The organism is Aquiflexum balticum DSM 16537 (assembly GCF_900176595.1).
In the GTDB taxonomy this organism is placed as follows: Bacteria; Bacteroidota; Bacteroidia; order Cytophagales; family Cyclobacteriaceae; genus Aquiflexum; species Aquiflexum balticum.
In genome coordinates, this window is record NZ_LT838813.1 from 3,571,962 (window position 1) to 3,594,266 (window position 22,305).

Genomic DNA, 22,305 nt, shown 5'->3' on the forward strand with positions numbered 1-22,305 from the left:
AATCTTTTTGGAATTCATCACATTTGAGAACAAACATGAAGAAAACTGACAAAACGTTTTTTCAAATAATATACCTTATTGCGTTAGGGTTGACATATTCCTGTCAAACCGCCCACAAGGAAACCACTACTACCCATCTCCCAAATATTATCCTCCTAATGGGTGATGACCATGGATGGGATGAAGTGGGCTATAACGGACATCCTTATTTACAAACCCCTGTGTTGGACGATATGGCTGCCACAGGATTGAGAATGGACCGCTTTTATTCGGCTTCACCTGTATGTTCGCCTACCCGGGGAAGTGTCATCACTGGCAGACATCCCAATCGATACGGGACCTTTACACCAGGTTCTTCGATCCGACCTGAGGAAATCAGTATTGCCCAAGTCATGAAAAAGGCCGGATATGCAACAGCCCATTTTGGAAAATGGCACTTGGGACCTGTAAAGGCCACATCTCCAACCAATCCTGCAGCCATGGGCTTTGATGAATACCTTTCCCATGACAACTTCTTTGAAATGAATCCCTATTTGTCCAGAAACGGCGAGCCTGAAGAAATCTATGAGGGGGAAAGTTCGGAGATTCTTGTAAGGGAAGCCATCCGTTTTATACAAAAAGCGCAAGAAAATAATCAACCGTTTTTTGTAGTCATCTGGTATGGTTCACCCCATGAACCCTATAGTGGATTGCCCGAAGATCTTGCGCTATATGACGATTTGCCGGAATCCTTTGGAGATAAAATAGTGAGATTGACTTCCAATGAAACAGGACAACAAATAGATAGACCCCAAAGGGATGTGCTGCAGGAACGCTTTGCAGAAATAACGGCGATGGATCGTTCAATCGGTCAGATGAGAGATTATCTTAAGGCTGAAGCCTTACGCCAAAACACCATATTATGGTATTTTGGAGATAATGGAACTCCTCCTGAAGGAAATGCAACTGTGCCATTTAGAGGTGAAAAAGGGCAGGTTTATGAGGGCGGGGTGAGAGTACCCTCAGTCCTGGAATGGCCTGCAAGAATTTCCAGACCAATGGATTCTGGGGTAAATGCCGTCACTTCTGATGTGTTTCCTACACTTTGTGCCATAACAGGGCAGCCACTACCGGACAGACCAATGGATGGAATCGATCTTACTCCCTTATTTGATGGAAAAATGGAAGAACGCAGCGAACCCATTAAGTTTTGGAACGGAAGGGTTCGCCAGGAAGATGGTTATATTCCATTGCCATATATTGATCCTGAATTGCAAAAAGGAACCTCCCCTTTGGTCAAACTCATGAACGGAATCGCAACCAGAAATTTCACTAATTTTCATCATCCGGATATTCAGGAAAAGGATTTTGGAGGGGCAAGGGCTATTTTGGACAATCAATATAAATTGGTCATCCATGGCGGAATTGGGGAGAATGCGAAGAGTGAACTCTTTGATATCAAAAAGGATTCCGCAGAAATCAACAACCTGATTCATGAGTTGCCTGAAATGGCTTTACTTCTTGATGAGAAACTTAAAATTTGGCAACAGTCTGTTTTGGAGAGTTTGATGGGATATGATTATTGAAACAAAAAAAGATGATGAAAATATCAGTATTTCTGCTCAGTTTGACGATTTCCAGTGTTTTAGCACCGGCAGGCTATGCCCAAAATTCATCACAGCTTCCCAATATCATCTATATCCTTGCTGATGATATGGGATATGGAGATGTTTCTTCGTTTAACCCTGAGTCTAAAATTATCACCTCTCACATAGACCGGTTGGCCAATAATGGGATAAAATTCACGGATGCCTATACCAGTTCAGCGGTTTGTACGCCTACTCGGTACGGAATCTTGACTGGCCGGTATAGTTGGCGCTCTGAACTGAAATCCGGAGTTCTTAGCGGCTATTCCCCACCCTTGATAGATTCGGACAGACTGACGGTCGGTAAGATGCTTCAGGATAAAGGATACCATACAGCATTTGTTGGTAAATGGCATTTGGGATGGGATTGGCATTTTGAAACGGAGCAGGAGAATTTGATTGATCTTGGGAAAAATTTTGAAATTGATTATGCAAAACCGGTCAAAAATGGACCCAATGAAAGGGGATTTTCCTATTCTTATGGCTTCAGTGGTTCATTGGATATGCCTCCTTATGTGTATGTTGAAAACGGAAGTGTGACAGCGCTTCCCGATAGGGAAACGGTAAATGTGGACGCTAAGGCCTTTTGGAGAAAAGGGCAGACAGGTAGCGATTTTGATCATGTACAGGTTTTACCCGATTTGACTGAAAAAGCTGTTCAATATATTGTGGACCGATCAGGAGACAATAAGCCTTTCTTCCTTTATTTTGCTCTCCCTGCTCCCCATACGCCGATTTTGCCAACAACAGAATTTATGGGAAAAAGCAATACCAATTTATATGGGGATTTCATGTTGCAGGTGGATGATGTAGTCGGACGTATCACTGAGGTTTTGGAAGAGCAAGGATTGTTGGAAAATACCCTTTTGATTTTTACCAGTGACAACGGATGCTCTCCAACTGCAAACTTTCCTGAGCTTTTGAAAGTGGATCATCATCCGTCTTATATCTTTAGAGGTCATAAGGCCGATATTTTTGAAGGAGGACTCAGGGTACCTTTTATAGTCCATTGGCCTGAAAAAATCCTCACCCCCAAATCTTCTGATGCCCTGATCTCTACCACCGATTTCATGGCTACTGTAGCTGAAATTACTTCATATCCCATACCGCCAAATGCTGCCGAAGACAGCTTCAGTTTTTTGGATATTTTGGTAGATAAACCAACCTTGACTGAAAGACCCCATGTGGTTCTCCACTCCATTGAGGGTCGGTTTGCCATCCGAAAGGATGATTGGAAACTCATCCTTTGGCCAGGTTCAGGTGGATGGAGTGATCCGAAATCCAACAAGGAGCTTAACAACCTTCCCCCCATGCAATTGTATGATCTCAAAAAGGATCCCGGTGAAAAACAAAACCTTATTGACCAATATCCTCAAGTGGTCAGCCAACTAAGGGAGGAACTTATCCGCTTGATTCAAGACGGAAGGAGCACTCCCGGTCCTAAACAAAGAAACGATGGGCAGGAAATTTGGGATCAGGTAAAATGGATTCTTGATTGAACCCCAAACTTTGACATATAATCCTGGCAGCAGTACATCACTTATTTTCTAAAGATAGCAACTACAGGAAAATGATCGGAAAGTTTTTCAGTTTCCCCGTAATTGATGATTTCAGCATGGATAACACTATCCTCAAAATATGGACTCGCCAGGATATAATCTATCCTTTTTTGAAAGGTAGCTATTTCAGATGGGGCCATATCTCCCGTTACCAATGGAGTTGGGAAGGATTTTAAATTGGAATTTGCAACTTTTGGCTTGACCACATCAATCAGTGGCATGGAAAAGAATTTTGACATCACACTGTAATCTATCTTATTATTCCTCAGGTTGATAAAAGCTTCAGCACCTTTCTCAGCCAATCGAATACTATCCGCTTTTTGAGCCAATCTAAGCTCTGTAGGGTTGCTTTTGTCAAAGTTGATATCGAATGGACTATGGGCATTGAAATCCCCCAATATCATATATTTTTCCTGTCCGGTTTTTATCAATACATTTTCTATATACTCAGAGAGTAATTCTGCTTCCCTTCTTCTAAACTGCCAATCCTGGGGACTAAGGTGAACCACTAGAAAATCTATTCCCAGTGTTTGGGCATGAAGCATACCATGCCACATTCCGCCGATCATTTTTGTTTTCAGTACCAAAGGTGTTTTGGAAGTGATGCCAATTGGATAGCCATCTTCTTTTAGTAGAATGGAATAAGGATGTCCCCATTGGGACGCAAGAGTCTGTAATTTTTCGGGTGTAAAATCATTCAATTCCTGGAATCCTATCACATCGGCATCCTGTTCCTGTAGCCATTTGACCATGGCAGCTTCTCTGTCCTTGTCTTTTCCCCATTCAAATCCATTCCAGATATTATAACTCATCACTTTGATTTGGTCCGTTTGAGCGATTACATGGATATTGAATGAAAAAGCGATCAGGAGAAAGATAAAATTCTTGTTCATGACTTTTTTTATGATTTGTTTGAAGACGAATAATTTCAATTAAAGATAAGGACTTGCATCGGCAAATGGGGAATAATTCTTCCGTAAAGATTCCATTTCGTAAAATAAGGATTGGACAAAGCTTTGTATAATGTTAGATTGTATCAAAAATCAATTTCAAATCAAAAAAGCAATTACAATCAAAATAATAAACAAATGGAGGTAAAGAAAAATCACAAAATAGTAGGGAGAAGAGAGGTGTTAAAAGGATTGGGCTTCGGGTCAGCTGTGGGGGCATTGGGGATATTTGGAGGCCTACCTGATGCATCTGCCAAGGAAATGAAAGAAACTCCTTCCTACGCCAGAGGAATGGCTCCAATTACCATCAAAAGCGTAAAAGCCATCACTACAAGACCTAGTGGTTCCAATTTGATTGTCGTGAAAGTTGAAACCTCCGAACCCGGTCTGTATGGTTATGGATGTGCTACTTTTACCCAAAGGGCTTTTGCGGTCCTTCCTGCCATAGAATACCTGAATGAGTTTTGTGAAGGAAAAGATGTGGACAACATTGAAGACATGTGGCAATCTGCTTATGTCAGTTCCTATTGGCGAAATGGCCCTGTACTCAACAATGCCTTAAGTGGTCTGGATCAGGCATTATGGGATATCAAAGGAAAACGGGCAAATATGCCGGTGTACCAATTGTTGGGCGGAAAATGTCGTTTTGCCATTCCATGCTATGCCCATGCCAATGGAAAGACACCGGAGGAAGTTGCCGTAGATGTTCAGAAGTTTATAGATCAAGGTTACAAATATGTCCGGATCCAGCAGGGTGGGTATGGGGGCGCAGGGATTACCGGAACTCCGGATTTTAAAAAAGCAGGATTTGCTAAGGAAACAGATGGATATATGGACCAAAGGACTTATCTGCAATCTGTTCCCAAGATGTTTGAATTGGTAAGGAAAGTCTGTGGGTCTGAGGTAGAACTGCTACATGATATCCATGAAAGGGTCAGGCCTATAGATGCTATTAATCTTATCAAGAATGTAGAGCAATATGATCCGTTTTTTATTGAAGATCCTTTTTCTCCGGAAAATATGGAATGGTTCAAGCAACTCAGGGCTACCACTTCAGTGCCCATCGCTATGGGAGAATTGTTCAATAATATTAATGAATTCAAAAATCCCATGGTGAATCATTGGTTTGACTATATCAGGATCCATGTTTCCCAGATAGGTGGGCTGACACCTGCGATGAAAGTTGCCCGGCTTGGGGAATTCTATGGCATTGATACCGCTTGGCACGGACCAGGAGACGTTTCTCCGGTAGGGCATGCAGCTCAGGCCCATATGGATTATGCCATTTGGAATTTTGGCATTCAAGAGGCAGCACAGTTTTCAGATCAGTTAAGGGAGGTCTTCCCAGGATGCCCGACCATGAATAATGGATACATGTCGGTCAATGAAGCGCCGGGATTTGGAGTGGAAGTCAATGAAAAATTGGCAGCAAAATATCCCATGACCACCAAATCCAGCTGGACAATCCGAAAAGCAGATGGGACGATTATAAAGCCTTGATCTCCTTTGGCATGTTAATTGGAGCCTGATTCAACTAAACCACTTTGTACTCGTTTCCAATTAAGTACCCATGAACATCAAAATGAATATTTCTAGATTTCACCATTTAATATTTTTAACGCTTCTTTTATTTAATGTTTCCTGTTTTCAGGAAATGGAAAATGATGATCAGGAGCCCGTTGACAACGGCCCAATTATCCTAAAGGAAGCGTTCCCCAACCTTACTTTTAACAGACCTGTGGATTTCCAACATGCAGGAGACAGGATTTTCATTGTGGAGCAAAGAGGGTTGATTTCTGTTTTTCAAAATGACATTGAGGTAGAAGAAAAATCTGTTTTCCTAAATATAGAATCAAGGGTAAACGACCAAGGAAATGAGGAAGGACTCTTGGGATTGGCTTTTCATCCGGATTATGAAAATAACGGTTTCTTTTTTGTGAATTATACTGCTGCCTCACCAAGACGTACAGTTGTTTCCCGTTTTCAGGTTTCTGCCTCGGATCCCAATCGCGCAGATGAAAACAGCGAACTGGTGATTTTGGAAATTCCCCAACCCTTTTCCAATCATAACGGAGGGCAATTATCATTTGGTCCTGATGGATATTTATACATTGCCTCGGGAGATGGTGGCTCAGGTGGAGATCCCCAAAACCATGGGCAAAGACTTGAAACTTTATTGGGAGCTATTTTAAGGATAGATATCGATGCCCAGGATAATGGTAGAAATTATGCCATCCCTGCAGACAATCCTTTTGTGAACAATCAGGAGGGATTCAAAGAAGAGATTTATGCCTATGGCCTGAGAAATCCTTGGCGCTTTAGTTTTGATTCCCAAACCGATGCACTTTGGACAGCTGATGTGGGTCAGAATAGGGCTGAAGAAATAGACATTATCACTAAAGGAGGGAATTATGGATGGAGGACCATGGAAGGTTTCAATTGTTTTAATCCCTCGAGTGGATGTAATCAGGAAGGACTGATACTGCCTATTTGGGAATATACCCACACAAATGGTGACAGGTCGGTTACAGGAGGCTTTGTGTATAGTGGCACTGAGATATCTGAATTACAAGGTTTGTATGTTTATGCAGATTTTGTCTCAGGAAGAATCTGGACCTTGGATTTCAGTGACTTGGATAAACCCATCAATACGGAATTGATGAAGGCCAATTTTTCCATTTCATCCTTTGGCATAGATCAATCTGATGAATTGTTCCTTTGTGGCTTTGATGAAAAAATTTATAAGTTTGGGTATGAGTGATTTTTCTGGGATTCTGAAAACTGACCAGGGATAAAAAGGTGTAGTTACAAACTACCTCCAGTTACGTTTTAATTTCATCAAAAATATCCTAGAAATATTATGCAATTAGTATTGCTTAGTGATGCTTTTCGCAAAATATATCTGTTAACCACTTTTTCCTAAGAATGTCAATATATTGGCTACGGTGTGCTTTTAATTAACAATTTATCATTTATCGCCTCTTCGACAAATTGATTTAAGGACAAGCCTAACTCCACTGATTTATAAGCTGCCTGCTTATGTAATTTTGGATTGATTCGTACATTAAAAGACCCTTTATATGATTTGTGGGGTGTTTTTCCCAAAGATTCACATAATTCCAAATAGTCTTCAACCGCTTCTTGAAATGAACTTTTCAACTGTTCAACATTATCACCCTCAAAAGTGATCAAATCATCAATGCCTTCAAGTTTGCCAAAAAACACTTCATCTTCCGCACTAAAATGTACTTTTCCAATGTAATCCTTATATTTTAAAACATCTTTCATAGTAAACCTTGGTCTTTTAACTCTCCAATTACATAATCAATCACGTACAACTTTAAGATATTTCCAGGATGAGGTTTGTGAAGCCTAATAATATGTTTGGTAACTTCCTTAACAAATGCTCTCCTAGACCCTGCTGTTTTGCCTTTCTTAATCTCATCGTATCCAAAATGATTAAGAACCTTTACCAATTCATCATAAGTGAAATCCTTTGGTCTCAAACAAAATCTTTGAATCAATTTGTCTATCCTACTCATTTAAACGTAAAGTTAATGCAACTGTTTTATAGTTGCAAATGGTTGGGGTTTATCTCAAGGAAAGTTGTTTTCAACTTGATTTTAGATCGTATATTTTACATTAAGCCGCTGAAAGAAATATAATGTCTTGAAACAGGACTATTTTCTACAATAAGTTGCCAAGGATTTAGCTACCTTTTTGGGCAAGGTATTTATCCAAAGTTTCCCGGATTTTTCCGGAAGGTCTGTCAGCAGATGGATCAATTACCTTCCCCTCCTCATCCAATAGCAAAAATCTCGGGATGCCATTTACCATGAAATGTTGGGCAAGATCGGACTTCCAGGCATTTTCGGCAAACCACTGAAGCCCTTCCATATTTTTGGCTTTCACCATCTTTTCCCAAGGTTCCCGGGTATCATCAATCGATACCGTCAAAAATTCGACCGGTTGATCTTTATATTCCTCTCTCATCTTTTCCCAATGTGGATGTTCAGCGATGCATGGTCCACACCATGTAGCCCAAATATCAATATATACCAGATTTCCTCTCAGATCACTTAGTTTTACTTCCTCGCCCTCAAGGTTGGTGAAGGTAAAATCGGGAACATCTTTTCCGGGACTGATCGGTTCCCATTTAGCCTTTGATTTTTTTAGTTTTTCAGCATACTTTGGAGTCTCATTTTCTTGCATGAATTTTTCATAAGATTCTTCCACATGCACTGGGCCACGGTAATCCATATTGGATTTTATGGAATTATACATAAAATGATCTTTCACAGTTTTATCCTTTAATAATGAGTCCATGGCAAGCATGCTTGCTTTTTCATACCCACTATCGCCAGACATCAAAGAACTATCACTTTTCATGATTTCACTTGTGAGATTTGAAATCCGAATATAGATTAATGACGTGTAGCTGCCAACATTTAGAAGATGCTTTTGGTCCAAGGGAACAGCAGCCAATCTGGCATTCACTTCATCGTTGGGAAAATCTATTGAATCCTGTGGTTTTTTGGTCACATAAGCATGATACATTGGATATTGTAAATCATGGCCAAGAGGTGCGTAGGAGAAATAGGCTTCTTCTATGGTGATAAAATCAGGATCAACATTTTCTTGCATTTTGAATTCCTCAAATTTGGCTTTTGAAATTGCAAAAAGACTGTCTTTTGTTTGAAAGTAATCATCTTTCGATTTTGCCATCAATTCCATTGGATTATTTAGACCGCTTTCTTCATCGGATTGGTCTTTTTCAAAGAGATACCTGATTTCTTTTTCATGATCTCCCTGCACCTCAAATGTACCGGAGATGTCCTCGGCATCCGCGGTAATATAAATACTGTCTCCCGGGCTTAGGTAGAGGCCAAAATTGGTCCTTCCTGAATATAAAATATACCTTGAAGCTTCATCCCCTTCAAACTCCAGTTTGAAATTTCCGGCATCATCTAATTTAGTACTTGCAATGTCTTCATCCTGAAAGAGGGCAATGTCTTCTGATTCAAGGTTTTCTATTTTTCCAGAGACTATGATGGTCGGGTCCTGTGGTTCTGATTTTTGGGAGCAACTAAAGGAAAAAAATAAAATGACTAAAGTAATCTTGACAAGTTTTTTCATAATCCAGTGGTTTGAGGAAATATCTTTCTAATCAGAATTTTGATGTTTTGCGGTCATAAACCTTTGAAAATAAAGTTAAGACTAACTTTTTAAAATAAGAAGTTAAAAAACTATAAAATTCTTAGGTTTGGTTTTCCCTTGCCACCGCGATGGCCTTATGGAGCTTTTCACTTAGTATCTTTATATCTTCTGGTCGAGCGTGCGGGTATCCCAGTGTTCGATCCGTACCATTTCCATGTAAAAGCCGCGTTTAAGTACATCATCAATAAACATCAAAGACCTTAAATGTGTCCATGTCAATTGTATACGCGCCGCGTATACAATCTCCTCTTCAGTAAAAGTATACGCTGCGCGTATACAATGAAAAAGTTTGCGGTCACTCCATCCTTTGCCGTAGCGATCAGTTAGTTTGACCGCTAATTTTTTGACAATCTCTTTACCATAACCCGCCCTTTTATTATACAGAACATCTTCTTTGATGCGCTCGCCGATATGCCAGTGCATCAGGCAAACTTCAGCATTGGCTGTTGTTGCCAAACGGCTACGTGTCCCTTCAATTATAAGACAAACATCACGGTATAATTGAGGTGTATGGTTTTCTAAATCTTCCATATATAACTATTTAATTTCTGGAAATACGTTTTTTGTACACTGGCATAGCTTACATTAATACTAGTCAACTTGAAGTCTCCCATTTGGTTGAGGAATTCGTCGTCCTTTTAATTTAGCTGTTTCAACCTACTCTTAAATTATTGTTTTCAAGTTGGCCAGTTTGTCCTTATACGTATCTCCCCGTTGGCGGCACAACCTGCCAACTCCGAGCTTCGGCAATATTAAGGTTTATCCTTTTTGCTCCAGAATAAAATGATTTGGAAATTAGGGTTGTTTTTCATTTTTAGTTAAGATCAATTTAGAGATTGTGTAAATCTCTTCCATAAAGTTAGAAACAATTGAATTTGCTAATTTTCTTCATTAAGATTTTTAAATATCTTAGAGCTAGTTTACCAAATTCTGTAAAGTAATACCCTTCATAATTTGCCAACCAAACTTTTTTATCTTATTTAACTTTAGTTCCCTTTATCATCTCAAAAATATACTTATTTGCCATTTTATTTTACTATATATATTGAATGTTGATGGTTTCATTGACTAGTTCAAAAATGTCTTTAAAGAAACTCAGGTTCTGAAATAAATATTCTTTTTACGTATAAAGTTTGATTGTTTTTTGTTACTAGTCCCCACCACCTTGCCTTCTTCCCCATTTTTTCCCAACTTAAGCAAATCAAAAAATCACAGACCCATGACCTTCCAAAAAAAACTATTTCTTTTCAGCCTCCCTTTTATCATTTTCTTCCAAATCTCTTTTTCCCAAACCTTGGACAAACCCAATATCCTTTGGATATCCGTGGAAGATATCGGGCCTATGTTGGAAGCTTATGGGGATAATAGCATCAAAACACCCAATATCGACCGGCTTTCCAAAGAAGGTATTACCTATACCCATGCCTATTCCACAGTGGGTGTTTGTGCCCCAAGTCGCAGCAGTATCATTACGGGGATGTATCCGGTGAGTATTGGTTCACACAATATGCGGACGGGCCCGCACTATGCTTTCCGCGAACCCGAGAATGAAACCTACAAGGATTATTATGGTCAGAAGGATATCAAGGGCAGAAATGTGCCTGAATATGCCACTGTCCCGCCTCCCTTTGTCAAATGTTTTACCGAATACCTCAGGGCAGCAGGCTATTACACTTCCAATAATGCCAAAACAGATTACCAGTTCAATTCCCCCATCACTGCTTGGGATGAAATCGGAAGGGATGCCACTTATAAAAACAGAGCTAAAGGCCAACCCTTCTTTGCGGTATTCAACCATGAAATCACCCATGAGTCCAGGATTTTTATGAAAAAAGAAGATCCCATGTTGGCGGACAAAAGCAAGGTCAGCGTTCCAAACTACTTTCCTGAACTGCCTGTTGTACGTCAGGATGTCGGCCGGGCTTATTCCAATATTATGGAATTGGACAAGCAGGTAGGGGATTTGTTGAAATCCTTGGAAGAGGAGGGACTCTTGGATAAGACGATCATTTTCTTTTGGTCAGACCATGCAGGGCCGCTTCTGAGACAAAAAAGAGCTGTAGGCAATTCCGGGTTGCATGTTCCCCTGATCGTGAGAATGCCCTATGGACAGATGGGCGGTACCAAAATTGATGACATTGTTTCCCTGATGGATCTAGGCCCTACGGTCATGTCCTTGGCAGGAATGGCACCACCGGATTATATGCATGGCAGGGCCTTTCTCGGAATTCACAAAACCAAAAATCCACATCAATATGCTTTCGGTTCTGCGGACAGGTTTGATGAGGCCGTGGATATGAGCCGATCGGTCATGGATGGGAGGTACGTCTATATCAGAAATTTCCGGCCTGAGTTACCTTTGATTTATAGGAACGCCTACCGCGAACAGATAGATATGACCAAAGCCATGATAGAAATGGACAAAAGGGGTGAACTCACAGGTGGTGCGGCTTATATTTTTATGAAAACCAAGCCTGTGGAGGAATTGTATGACCTCCATTCCGATCCCTATGAAATCCATAACCTTGCGGATTCCCCAGAGCATCAGACCAAACTGAAAGAACTTAGAAATGCACTTTCTGCCTGGCAGTTGGAAATCGGTGATTTGGGATTTGTCCCTGAATATGATTTGGTCAACATGATGTGGCCGGGAATGGTGCAGCCTGAAACCGCGCCGGTCAAGTTCGAGACATTAGGAATTCAGCTTTTAATGTCTTCGGCTACCGAAGGGGCCAGCATTGCCTATCAGGTAGGAGAGGAGATAGGGGGTAAATATTGGCGGCTATATCATGAGCCTATTCCAGCTGGCAAAAAAGTGGCCGCAAGAGCTGTCAGGATAGGCTACAAAACATCGGCTATTTCACAATTTCCCAATCAATAAAGTCTTTTGACCGTATGATATATTGAGGTCTGTATTCCTTTGAGGAAATAAAAAGCAGATAAGTTCTCAATAGAAAATGCGATGAAAGTTATAAAATTATTGAAAATAGGGTTGTTGTTCTTGGCCGCCTTGCAATTGGGTGCCATGATCAGCCCATCTGATAATCTGACAGAAAAAATCAAAGCCAATTTGAGGAGTCATCAGGTGTATTATTCCCCCGAAAAAGTTTACCTGCATCATGATAAACCTTATTATTTGGCAGGAGATACATTTTGGTTTAAGGCTTATGTACTGGATGCAGCAAAATTGGAGGCTAGTACCAAAAGTGGGGTGCTGTATGTTGATTTGATCGATCACAATCAACAATTGGTGGACAGGCTCACTTTGCCCATAGCTGATGGTGAGGCATTTGGGGATTTTTATCTGGGAGATGACCTTCAGGAAGGAAAGTATACTTTGGTGAGCTATACCAATTGGATGAAAAATTTTGGAGAAGATATATTTTTCCAAAAGGATTTTTATGTGTTAGGCAAACAATTTAAAAAACCAGTAACAGCTACAGAACCAGTCCAAAGCCCAATTGACCTTCAGTTTTTCCCTGAGGGCGGAGATTTGGTTTCGGGGATTCCCTATGAGGTCGCCTTCAAAGCTCTGAATTCGGATGGATTTGGAGCATCTGTTGAAGGAGCTATTTATGATGAGCAGGGAAAAATGGTAGTTGCGTTCAAGGATCATTTTGCAGGAATGGGATCCTTTGTTTTTACGCCGAAAGCAGCAACGAAATATGTTGCTAAATTGGAAAAGAACAATGGAGAAACCGAGGAGTTTACATTACCTGAGATCAAAGAGCAAGGTTGGGTGCTTCATATGGATGAGGTCAATGATCCGGAAAACATATTGGTAACTGTTCAGTCTACAATCCCGGAGAGCAAATCTGCTATGCTTTTTGGAATTGCAAGGGAAAAATTGATCTATACAGAAGAAATTGATCCATCGGGAACAAATACCATTTTCATTCCCAAGAAAAATTTTCCAATTGGTGTGGCACGCTTTACTCTCACTGATTTAGAGGGTAATGCAATGGCTGAAAGATTGGTCTTTGTCAATCATCCAAATTCCAACCAAGTCACTCTCGAAACTGACCAGCAGGAATATCAACCCAGAGAGGAAGTCAATCTTGCTATAAGGTATCAGGGTGAGGTGGAATTGTCCCATCTTTCTGTTTCAGTCACAGCCGATCAATTGGCTTATACTCCTGAATACCAAGAAAATATCAGTACCTATCTATTGCTTAGCTCTGATATAAATGGGCACATTGAATCGCTGGGATATTATTTTGAATCGGAAGATAAATCAAGACAGGAAGCACTCAGGCATTTGATGATGACCCAAGGTTGGAGAAGGTTTGGTTGGGATGGCCTCTTATCAGGGAATTTCCCATTGATGAGTTTTTCGAATGAGCTTGATCTCAATATCAGAGGCAAGTTAGAGAGGGCCAATGGCAGTCCAGTGGAACAAGGAGAAGCTACCCTATTCCTGAAAGACAAATACACTACATTTATGCTTACAGAGACCGATGATAAAGGTGAATTTTCATTTGGGGGATTTTATTTCAAAGGGAATATTCCTGTGGTCATCCAAGGCGTGGATAGTAGGGGCAGGCGTGATAACGTAGAGGTCAAAATCCTTGAAAATGACTATATCCCAAAAATCACTGAGAACCGCATTTTGTTTAACGGAAAGACTTGGACGGATTTGCCAAAGGATTTTTCACCCAATCCCAAACAGGCAACGGAAGGAATTGAAACGGGGATATGGGGTTTGGAATTGGGGGAGGTATTGTTGCAGGAGGTCGTGGTAGAAGGCAGGGCAGATGTCTACGAACCCTTCAGATTGCATACTTCTGCCGATGCAGTGATTTACACGAACCAACTTCCTGTAGCAACTTCGGGCAATATCCTGGAAGTGCTGCAAGGCAGGGTAGCCGGATTGCAGGTTATGCAAACGGGTATGAATGAATTCAGGGCTGTCATCAGGGGAATGGGTACACCTTTATACCTTTTGGATGGTGTTCCCATTACCGAAAATTCATTGAGCATGATCAACCAATTTGATATCAACAGGATAGAAATTCTCAAGGGTCCCGGTACAACAGGTATTTACGGTGGCCGGGGCAGTGGGGGAGTTATTGCGTTTTTCAGCGAAATGGGCACCATGGAAGAGATTGACCCCGAAGGTGGAAAACATATTATAGTACATCAAGCAGCAGGGTTCAACCGAATAAGGCAATTTTATTCTCCAAAGTATGAAACGACGGAATATTATGAGCTGCCTGATAGGAGAAGTACAGTTTATTGGAATCCCTTAGTTTTGCTTAGTCCAAATTCAAAAAGAGAAATCAGCTTCTTCACCGGTGATGTCACCGGCCGTCATCGCGTTCAGGTCGAAGGAATTACTAAGGATGGTCAGCCTATCAGTGAGGTGTATTATTTTGAGGTGAATTAAGCCCTCTTTGTCATAATTATTAAAGATGTGAAACCTGACAGGTTTATTGTTCAGCAAAGGTTAAAATCACATTCTGAGCTGTAAAAACCTATCAGGTTTAGATCCTCAAATATTGACATGACAAAGTAAGATGAAAGATTTTGAGAATTTACCTTAACTTCCTAAATTCCACAAACACCCTCAATATGAAAAACCTGATTAAATCCATTTACCTTCTGAATATTCTGGTAGGGATTATATTCTCCCCAAACCTTTTTGCCCAAGAACAATTCAACTATGATGAATCCAAAGTTCCTGATTTGGTTTTGCCTGATCCTTTTGTCAGTGCCAAAGGTGAAATTATAAAAACTGTGGATGAATGGGAAAGCATCAGGAGACCGGAATTGATTCGGCTATTTGCTGAAAATGTCTATGGTGGTATTCCGAGGGATTTTGATGAGATACATTTCAATGTTTCGACAGATTCCGATCATCTTTACAAAGAGGTGGCAATGAAAAAAAATGTGACAATCAGAGTTACCAGAAACGGAAAAGCTCAGGCCATAAAATTGTTTGTCTTTTTACCTCTTGAAGGAAAAGGGCCTCATCCGGTGTTTCTTTTGATCAGCCATAGAAATGTGCAAGCCTTACTTGATGATAAAGAAGATCGGTTTTTTCCAATAGCACAAATTGTGGAAAAGGGATATGCAGCGGCAATTTTTGATGTGGTGGATGTTTCGCCTGATGACAAAGAAAGATTTACAAATGGAATATTGGAGTCACTTTATCCTGAGGAATTGAAAAATTCCGGAGGAATGCGTGGCTTGGCAGCTTGGGCTTGGGGAGCTATGCGGGCAATGGATTATTTTGAAAGTGAAAATGCTATTGATCATAAAAGGGCTGCGATAGTCGGCCATTCAAGGGGCGGCAAAGCAGCTTTATGGGCCGGGGCCAATGACAAAAGATGGGCAGTGGTCATTTCCAATGAATCCGGTTGCGGGGGTGCGGCATTATCACGAAGGAGATTCGGCGAAACGGTGAAGCGCATCAATACCAGTTTTCCCTATTGGTTTAACGATAATTTCAAGGCCTACAATGATAATGAAGATGCCTTGCCAATTGACCAACATCTTTTGGCAGCCTGTATTGCCCCAAGGTCTATTTACATTGCCTCAGCCATAGAAGACCAATGGGCCGATCCAAAAGGAGAGTTCTTGTCACTAAAATTGGGTTCGAGAGTCTATTCTGAAATCTATGGAATCAAGGTTGATCTTCCGGAAATTTTTGAAAATCACCAAAGGACTATCCATACAAAATCAGTAGGCTACCACCTCCGTGAAGGCAAACACAATCTGACGCTTTATGATTGGGAAAGGTTTATGGATTTTGTGGAAAAGGAGTTTTTATTGGCACGCTGATGACACTGATTTAACAGATTTTCACTGATTTTTTTATCTGCGTGGATCAGTCCAATCAGCTTCATCAGCGTTCTATTAAAGTCCCAATATCCCAAAAACTCAATCCACCCTTTTCATCGTCCTCAAATACCCCATCAAATCCACGATTTCTTTTTCGGTGAGGTTTTCGAACAAGCCCGGGGGCATCATGGAAACTTCGGTGACATCCTTGGACTGTATGCTGGATTTGTTGATGATGACGGGTTCTTGGCCTACTACCCGGAGTGTAATCTGCCTTTGATTTTCTCCGATAACATTTCCGGAATAAGTCCTGCCATCGCGGGTATTGATCACGACCATCTTATAGTCATCCTGGATTTCGGCACTGGGTTCTATCACGTTGAGCAAGATATACTCCACATCCGAACGATTGGAACCCGTCAGGTCAGGTCCCATTTCGCCGCCTTCCCCGAACATCTTGTGACAACTGCCGCATACTTGGTTAAAGACCATTTTTCCCGATTTGATATTTGCCGTGGCTAATGCCGATGGTTGGAGAATTTTCCTGTACTTATCATAAGCAGCTTGGTCATTGGGCACCTGTTCAATAGGACCCCAAACCTCTATAAATCCACTTCCGACTACCCGGAGCAATTGCCTCGCAACACTGACAGGGACTTCAGCTTTGGTTATTCTTTTATCCTTGATTTCCCGGGTGAGCATATTGCCATATCTCGATCGGGAGGAAAGGGTCTGCATGGCAACCTGTTTTTCTTCAGCGTCAAAGGTCGGATACTTCTCTATCAATAACCTCCCCAAATTCTCATTGTCAAAAGCGGCAATGGAACGAATGGCGTCTTTCCTCATAGCAGGTTCCTCGATCAATCCCGGCAATTCTGCAATCAGGCCTGTCCTTTGTTGTGCGGCAAGTGTCTGCAGTGCTTTTTGTCTTTGGTCGAGAGGTTGCTTTTTATCTTTGAGGATCGCAAATGCCCGTTGGGTAGCTTCCGTATCTCCAAAGAGACTTGAAATTTCCAAGGCAAGCGCGGCCTTCTGCCCACCTGATTTCTGCATTTTCTCTGCCACTATCTTCCAATTCGACGGGATTTTCAGGTCAGTCCTGCCTTCCATACCGCTCAACATACCCGACATCAGCAGTTCTGTATTCGGTCCACCTTTACCGATAAATGCGACCAATTTTTCGATTTCATCCCCATCCACTGCTCTCCGAGCAATATTTTGTGTGACAAAAGGAATTTTTGATTGCGTGGAAAGTTCCAGGAAATTATCAGGGTTTTCAGTGATCAGAGATTCAATTCCGTACCAGATGATTTTAGGCAGGTTATGGTCATTGGCATCTTCGGAATGGTGAAGCAGGTTGGAGGCAATCAATAACCTGTCTTTAGAGGGAATTCTTTGCAGTGCCGTGGCAAGGTATAACCTGACTACAGGAGAAGTATCCTCATCTGCCATTTTCCTGAATTTAGCCAAAGCTGTAGAAGAGGGGTTAAGGTCTTCACAATGCAATTGTATGGCCCAAGCCCTGATATGAGGGTCTTTATCCGACAGCGCATTGAGCAATTCATTTTCATTAAACCCTCCAATCAAATGCAAAGACCACATGGCCCTTAACCTCCAATCCGGATTTTTGTCATTTTGGTAGATTGTCTTTAGTCCTTTAATAGAGTTTTCTTCCAAATCTCCCTTGACAGCCCTTTTATGTAAAATACCTCTTGCCCTTCTCGCGTGCCAATCACTTTTATTGGTCTGAAGGGAAATCAACTGTTTGTCCGACATTTTATTCAGATCAGCATACCTTCCTTCAAAATCGAGGGCCAATGATTTTTCGGGCATGATTCTGAAAATCCTTCCTGTTTCCTCATTCAGGACTTCCTGGCCGCAGATATCCGCATCATGCCAATCCAGCACATATAATCCCCCATCCGGCCCGATTTCCATACTGAAACCTACCCATTGGGCATTGTTGGCCAACAAAAAATCATCGCCATGCTTCCCTTGATAGCCTGAACCTTTTGGAATTAGAATATCTGAAAGTACTGCATGTTCATGGATATTGGCCATGAAAATCCTGCCTTGTTCTTCTTCAGGAAATGCATCCGATTGATAGACCCTTGCGCCGCCATGGGCAGAACGGTGGCTGTGGTCAGTAATGGTCTTGATATCTTCATACACATAAGGATTGAAATGCTGTCCACCTTGACGGTGGTAAATTCCTCCCGGAATCACATGCCAAAGGTGGGGGATGACACAGGCAGTCATCAGGAGTTGGCCTTTAGCATCGTAATCTATCCCCCAAGGATTGCTGAAACCATGGGCCACCACTTCAAACCTTTCCTTGACAGGGTGGTAGCGCCAAACACCTCCATTAATATCCACACCATCCTTATCCAATAAATCCTCTGGAAAAGGGTCTTTGTGGAAATAGAGTTTGGCATCACCGTTCGGTTTTCTGATTTTGGAAGGCGTCGCAAATCCCTGTAACCCATAAAGCCAACCATCCGGACCCCAATGCAGGCTGTTCAGGGTTTCATGCCTGTCACGGATACCCCAACCGGTGAGCAAAATCTCAATATCTTCCAAATCCGCTTTGTCATCCTGGTTTTTGTCAGGGACAAAAAGAAGGTTCGGCGGTGCACCCACGTAAAGTCCATCAAAACCAACAGCAATCGCTGCAGGAAATGCCAGACCTTCCATAAAAACCTTTTTGCTGTCAGCAACTCCATCGCCATTGGTATCCTCCAAAATCAAAATCCTGCTGTCCCCTGAATTGGAAAATCCATGGCCTCTTGACTCATAATCTTTGTTTTCCGCAATCCAAAGCCTTCCCCGGTCGTCCCAACAAAATGCCATAGGCTGCGTCATCATCGGTTCGGAAGCCCATACGTTGACCTGATAGCCGGGTTTGATGGTCATCGCTTCCACTGCTTCCTGTGGGTTTAAAAATTTCGCATCCCTGCCTTCTCTCTGGGCAAGTCCCCAAAGTTCGGTGGTGTTGTACATCCCCTTTCTTCCGGAAAATTCTCCCCAAGCCTCTGTCAATTTGATGTCATTGACTTCCCCGGTATACACCATCAGCTGGAGTTTGATGGTTTCAGATTTCCCTTTTTCTATCATCCAATCCCCGTCTTTGGTAAAAGCTGGTCCCAAACCCAATTGCCCATCTACCCGCCATTTGTTGGGATATCCCCTGTTTTCGGGATGGTCAAAAACTGCAATGTTGGCAAAGTCATCACGTCCATCAACCTGCATGCCGACATTGGCCCACATGGATGGTTGTCCTTCAGCATTTTCGTTTTTCTGACGGGCAGCATTTACTATCTCTCCTTTGATTCCCTCTTTCCAGGGCATTCTGATAAATAAGCTCCCATAGTCGTATTTGCCTATAGTGATCGCTTCAATCGCTTCTCCTTTCCATTCCAAATCCAAAAAGTATTTTCCACCCTCCTCCCTCATAGACCAATTTTGGGTTTCGAGCATAATGGGTTCGCCCTTCTCGTCCAGTAATTGATAAACTGTCTGCCATTTTACTTCATCGCCTTCTGTCTCTATCACATTCAGGGCAACCTTTTTCCAAAAATCTTCCTGAGGGTTATGAAAATAATCCCGACCATTGACCCTTGTCAATCCCCAATACAGACCAGTCTGATGTTTGTGGTGTCCCGGACTGTATTCCGTCAAAACACCTTTGCCATCGGGTGCTATAATCGGATGAATGTATGGCCTGAAACCCTCCTTGGCATTCTGTACCAAAATGGGTTCATTTTCTCCCTTTCTATGAATGGAAATGGTCCCCTCACTTTCATTATGAATCAGGGACAAAAAAGTAGGTCCCTGTATTTGAATTTCATTTTCTGAGACCCCTGATTGCTTTCCTGAACAGCAAAAAAGTAAAAATAGGATACCTGAAAGTAATAAGCGGGTAAGGAGGTTTGACTGATTCATTTTGGGGATGTTTCTTGGGTGGAGAGAATCTTGATTTCAGGTTAATCCATTAATTAATTTCATTATGATTTGAATTTAACGAAACCATGAAATTAATTTCTAGCATGGTCGAATTTTATAAAAAAAAGTCTTTCAATTTCTATTATAATCGAAATTTGATTAATTCAGGTATCAAATATTTAATTTTGCCGATTGATATGCATACAGTAGTTTGCAGTCCTATAACCGACCAACCCAAATTAAAGTGAAAAACCAGAAAGAACTTTTCCAACTTCCGGAGGATATCCACTACTTGAATGGTGCTTATATGTCGCCTTTGCTCCGCAGTGTCGAAGAAGCGGGTATAGCCGCCTTGATCAAAAAAAGGAATCCAACCCAGATTTTACCTACAGATTTTTTTTCTGAGGCAGAAAAACTGCGGGAAAATTTCGGAAAATTGGTCAATTGCCCAGCTGAACAAGTTGCTATTATCCCTTCAGCCTCCTATGGGTTGACTTCAGCCATTAATAATCTTCCAAAAGACAATGGTTCTACAGCTTTGGTGGTTTCTGAGGAGTTTCCAAGTGGATATTACGCCATTGAGAAATGGTGTCAGGATAATGATAAGCAATTAAAAGTCATCAAAGCCCCGGAATCAATGATTTCCCGTGGGCAGGAATGGAACGGGCAAATTATAGAGCATATCAATGATGAGACGGCAGTTGTATTGATGTCTTCTGTTCATTGGACGGATGGTACGATGTATGACCTGAAAGCAATCGGTGAAAAATGTAAAGCTCATAAAGCACTGTTTATTATTGACGGTACCCAATCTGTAGGTGCCTTGCCAGTAGATGTGGCTTCCTTTCAGATTGACGCATTGGTTTGTGCCGGATATAAATGGCTCATGGGGCCTTATTCCATAGGATTGGCTTATTATTCCAGGTTTTTCAATGATGGTACGCCCCTAGAGGAATCTTGGATGACCCGTAGCAATGCCCAAAATTTTTCATCATTGACCAATTATGTAGATGATTATGTAGCAGGGGCAGGAAGGTATAATGTGGGAGAATTCAGCAATTTCACCCTATTGCCCATGTTGAATGTAGCCATTGAACAGATACTGAAATGGGATCCGGCCAAAATTCAATCTTATTGCGATCAGTTATCTCAACCTTTGATCAAGTTTTTAAAAGCCAATGGGTTTTGGGTTGAGGAAGATCAATATAGGGCAAAGCACCTTTTTGGTATTTTATTACCAGCGCATTTAGACCAAAAAGTTTTGTTGCATAAATTACAGGAGAGGAAAATCTTTGTTTCGACTAGGGGCAAGGCAATTAGAATTTCCCTTCATCTTTACAATACCAAAGAGGATATTGATGCGATTATTGAAGTTTTGGATACTTTGCTGAAAAATTAAAAAGAAATAAGTTACCTAATCTCACTTTGTCAGTTTAAAATCCAAATTGGGGAATAGCATACCGATTTAATAACCTTTCAGATTCTAGGAAAGGAAGACCGGTTAAAATATATTGATTTTACTGTCCCTTTAGGGACCAAATATTGGTAGAAAGAGTTTGAATATGAAAGGCTTTCGTGCCTTTAGGTACGAAATAAATATTGTGCCTGCCTACCTGACAGGCCAAAAGGTACAAATACCCTTCTATAGATAATTTAATTTTACCCATATGATGATATATCCCTTAGTAAAATAAAAAGTAATTTGAAGCTTATGAAATTCACCATTCCCTACTTTCTCATTTTGCTGCTTGTTCTTTCATGCAACGCCAAAAACCAAGAGCAAACCGATCAGGTTGGACCGGAAAACCAAGATGGGTTTATCAAAACCATTGATGCCGTTACTTTCAAAAACTTGATGGAATCCGGAAAGGGAATTGTACTAGATGTCAGGACAAAAGAAGAGGTCGCACAAGGAGTTATCCCTGAAACACAAATCATTGATATTTATGACCCTGCTTTTTCTGAGAAAATTAAATCATTACCCAAGGAAAAAGAGATTTACGTTTATTGCACTTCAGGAGTAAGGAGTATGATGGCTGCCAAAATTCTGCAAAGCAATGGATTTGATAGGGTTTACAATTTGAGGGGTGGAATTATTGAATGGCAGACCAATAGATTTCCCATCGATAGACCTGTTAGGTAGTTGCCTCTTTTTTTTCAAAAAAAACTGTTTTACGAGGTTTTTCTCTTTAGATAGCCACCTAAATAAATCCTTGCTTTAAATCCGAT

Annotated in this window: 15 protein-coding genes; 9 read left to right on the forward strand and 6 right to left on the reverse strand. The window is 41.3% G+C overall.

All coding sequences use genetic code 11. The annotated features are described in order from the left end of the window. Positions 1 to 35: 35 nt before the first annotated feature. Both B9A52_RS15055 and B9A52_RS15060 read left to right on the forward strand, forming a co-directional pair. Positions 36 to 1,565 carry a sulfatase family protein gene (locus B9A52_RS15055; protein WP_084121233.1) on the forward strand — a complete coding sequence of 510 codons (1,530 nt, stop codon included), beginning with the start codon at positions 36 to 38 and terminating at the stop codon, positions 1,563 to 1,565. Between the two features lie 11 nt (positions 1,566 to 1,576). After that, positions 1,577 to 3,124 carry a sulfatase family protein gene (locus B9A52_RS15060; RefSeq protein ID WP_231955248.1) on the forward strand — a complete coding sequence of 516 codons (1,548 nt, stop codon included), beginning with the start codon at positions 1,577 to 1,579 and terminating at the stop codon, positions 3,122 to 3,124. A gap of 41 nt (positions 3,125 to 3,165) precedes the next feature. Here the strand turns inward: B9A52_RS15060 and B9A52_RS15065 are convergent, their stop codons facing one another. Next, positions 3,166 to 4,077 (reverse strand): endonuclease/exonuclease/phosphatase family protein, encoded by a 912-nt coding sequence (locus tag B9A52_RS15065; protein WP_084121234.1) that lies wholly within the window; start codon positions 4,075 to 4,077, stop codon positions 3,166 to 3,168. A 195-nt stretch (positions 4,078 to 4,272) separates the two neighbouring features. Between B9A52_RS15065 and B9A52_RS15070 the strand changes: the two genes are divergently transcribed. Both B9A52_RS15070 and B9A52_RS15075 read left to right on the forward strand, forming a co-directional pair. Then, a complete protein-coding gene (locus B9A52_RS15070) occupies positions 4,273 to 5,634 on the forward strand; it encodes an enolase C-terminal domain-like protein (protein WP_084123543.1) in 1,362 nt (453 codons plus the stop codon). A gap of 70 nt (positions 5,635 to 5,704) precedes the next feature. Then, the gene (locus tag B9A52_RS15075) at positions 5,705 to 6,895 is read left to right on the forward strand and encodes a PQQ-dependent sugar dehydrogenase (protein WP_084121235.1); all 1,191 of its coding nucleotides are present in this window, start codon (positions 5,705 to 5,707) and stop codon (positions 6,893 to 6,895) included. 179 nt (positions 6,896 to 7,074) lie between these two features. Here B9A52_RS15075 and B9A52_RS15080 read toward each other — a convergent pair whose 3' ends face one another. The 4 genes from B9A52_RS15080 to B9A52_RS15095 form a co-directional block, all read right to left on the reverse strand. After that, positions 7,075 to 7,422: a type II toxin-antitoxin system HicB family antitoxin gene (locus B9A52_RS15080; RefSeq protein WP_084121236.1), complete on the reverse strand. Its 348-nt coding sequence runs from the start codon at positions 7,420 to 7,422 to the stop codon at positions 7,075 to 7,077. Next, complete coding sequence (locus tag B9A52_RS15085) at positions 7,419 to 7,676, reverse strand: type II toxin-antitoxin system HicA family toxin (protein ID WP_084121237.1); 258 nt, start codon at positions 7,674 to 7,676, stop codon at positions 7,419 to 7,421. The genes B9A52_RS15080 and B9A52_RS15085 overlap by 4 nt, the downstream gene beginning before the upstream one ends. A gap of 166 nt (positions 7,677 to 7,842) precedes the next feature. Further along, complete coding sequence (locus tag B9A52_RS15090) at positions 7,843 to 9,270, reverse strand: TlpA disulfide reductase family protein (protein ID WP_084121238.1); 1,428 nt, start codon at positions 9,268 to 9,270, stop codon at positions 7,843 to 7,845. A 180-nt stretch (positions 9,271 to 9,450) separates the two neighbouring features. Beyond that, positions 9,451 to 9,882, reverse strand: a complete 432-nt coding sequence (locus tag B9A52_RS15095; protein WP_084121239.1) for a DUF1016 N-terminal domain-containing protein — start codon at positions 9,880 to 9,882, stop codon at positions 9,451 to 9,453. 688 nt (positions 9,883 to 10,570) lie between these two features. Between B9A52_RS15095 and B9A52_RS15100 the strand changes: the two genes are divergently transcribed. The 3 genes from B9A52_RS15100 (at position 10,571) to B9A52_RS15110 (ending at position 16,134) form a co-directional block, all read left to right on the forward strand. Next, positions 10,571 to 12,232: a sulfatase family protein gene (locus B9A52_RS15100; protein ID WP_084123544.1), complete on the forward strand. Its 1,662-nt coding sequence runs from the start codon at positions 10,571 to 10,573 to the stop codon at positions 12,230 to 12,232. Between the two features lie 81 nt (positions 12,233 to 12,313). Next, a complete protein-coding gene (locus tag B9A52_RS15105; RefSeq protein ID WP_084121240.1) occupies positions 12,314 to 14,737 on the forward strand; it encodes a TonB-dependent receptor plug domain-containing protein in 2,424 nt (807 codons plus the stop codon). A gap of 185 nt (positions 14,738 to 14,922) precedes the next feature. After that, positions 14,923 to 16,134 (forward strand): alpha/beta hydrolase family protein, encoded by a 1,212-nt coding sequence (locus B9A52_RS15110; protein WP_084121241.1) that lies wholly within the window; start codon positions 14,923 to 14,925, stop codon positions 16,132 to 16,134. A 99-nt stretch (positions 16,135 to 16,233) separates the two neighbouring features. On the opposite strand, the gene B9A52_RS15115 is transcribed toward B9A52_RS15110, so the two are convergent. After that, entirely contained in the window at positions 16,234 to 20,076 is a 3,843-nt protein-coding gene (locus B9A52_RS15115) for a PVC-type heme-binding CxxCH protein (protein ID WP_084121242.1), read from the reverse strand. Positions 20,077 to 20,320: 244 nt separating this feature from the next. Here B9A52_RS15115 and B9A52_RS15120 point away from each other — a divergent pair, with 244 nt between their 5' ends. After that, positions 20,321 to 21,475 carry an aminotransferase class V-fold PLP-dependent enzyme gene (locus B9A52_RS15120; RefSeq protein WP_231955249.1) on the forward strand — a complete coding sequence of 385 codons (1,155 nt, stop codon included), beginning with the start codon at positions 20,321 to 20,323 and terminating at the stop codon, positions 21,473 to 21,475. A 312-nt stretch (positions 21,476 to 21,787) separates the two neighbouring features. After that, positions 21,788 to 22,219 (forward strand): rhodanese-like domain-containing protein, encoded by a 432-nt coding sequence (locus tag B9A52_RS15125; protein WP_084121243.1) that lies wholly within the window; start codon positions 21,788 to 21,790, stop codon positions 22,217 to 22,219. Positions 22,220 to 22,305: the final 86 nt, after the last annotated feature.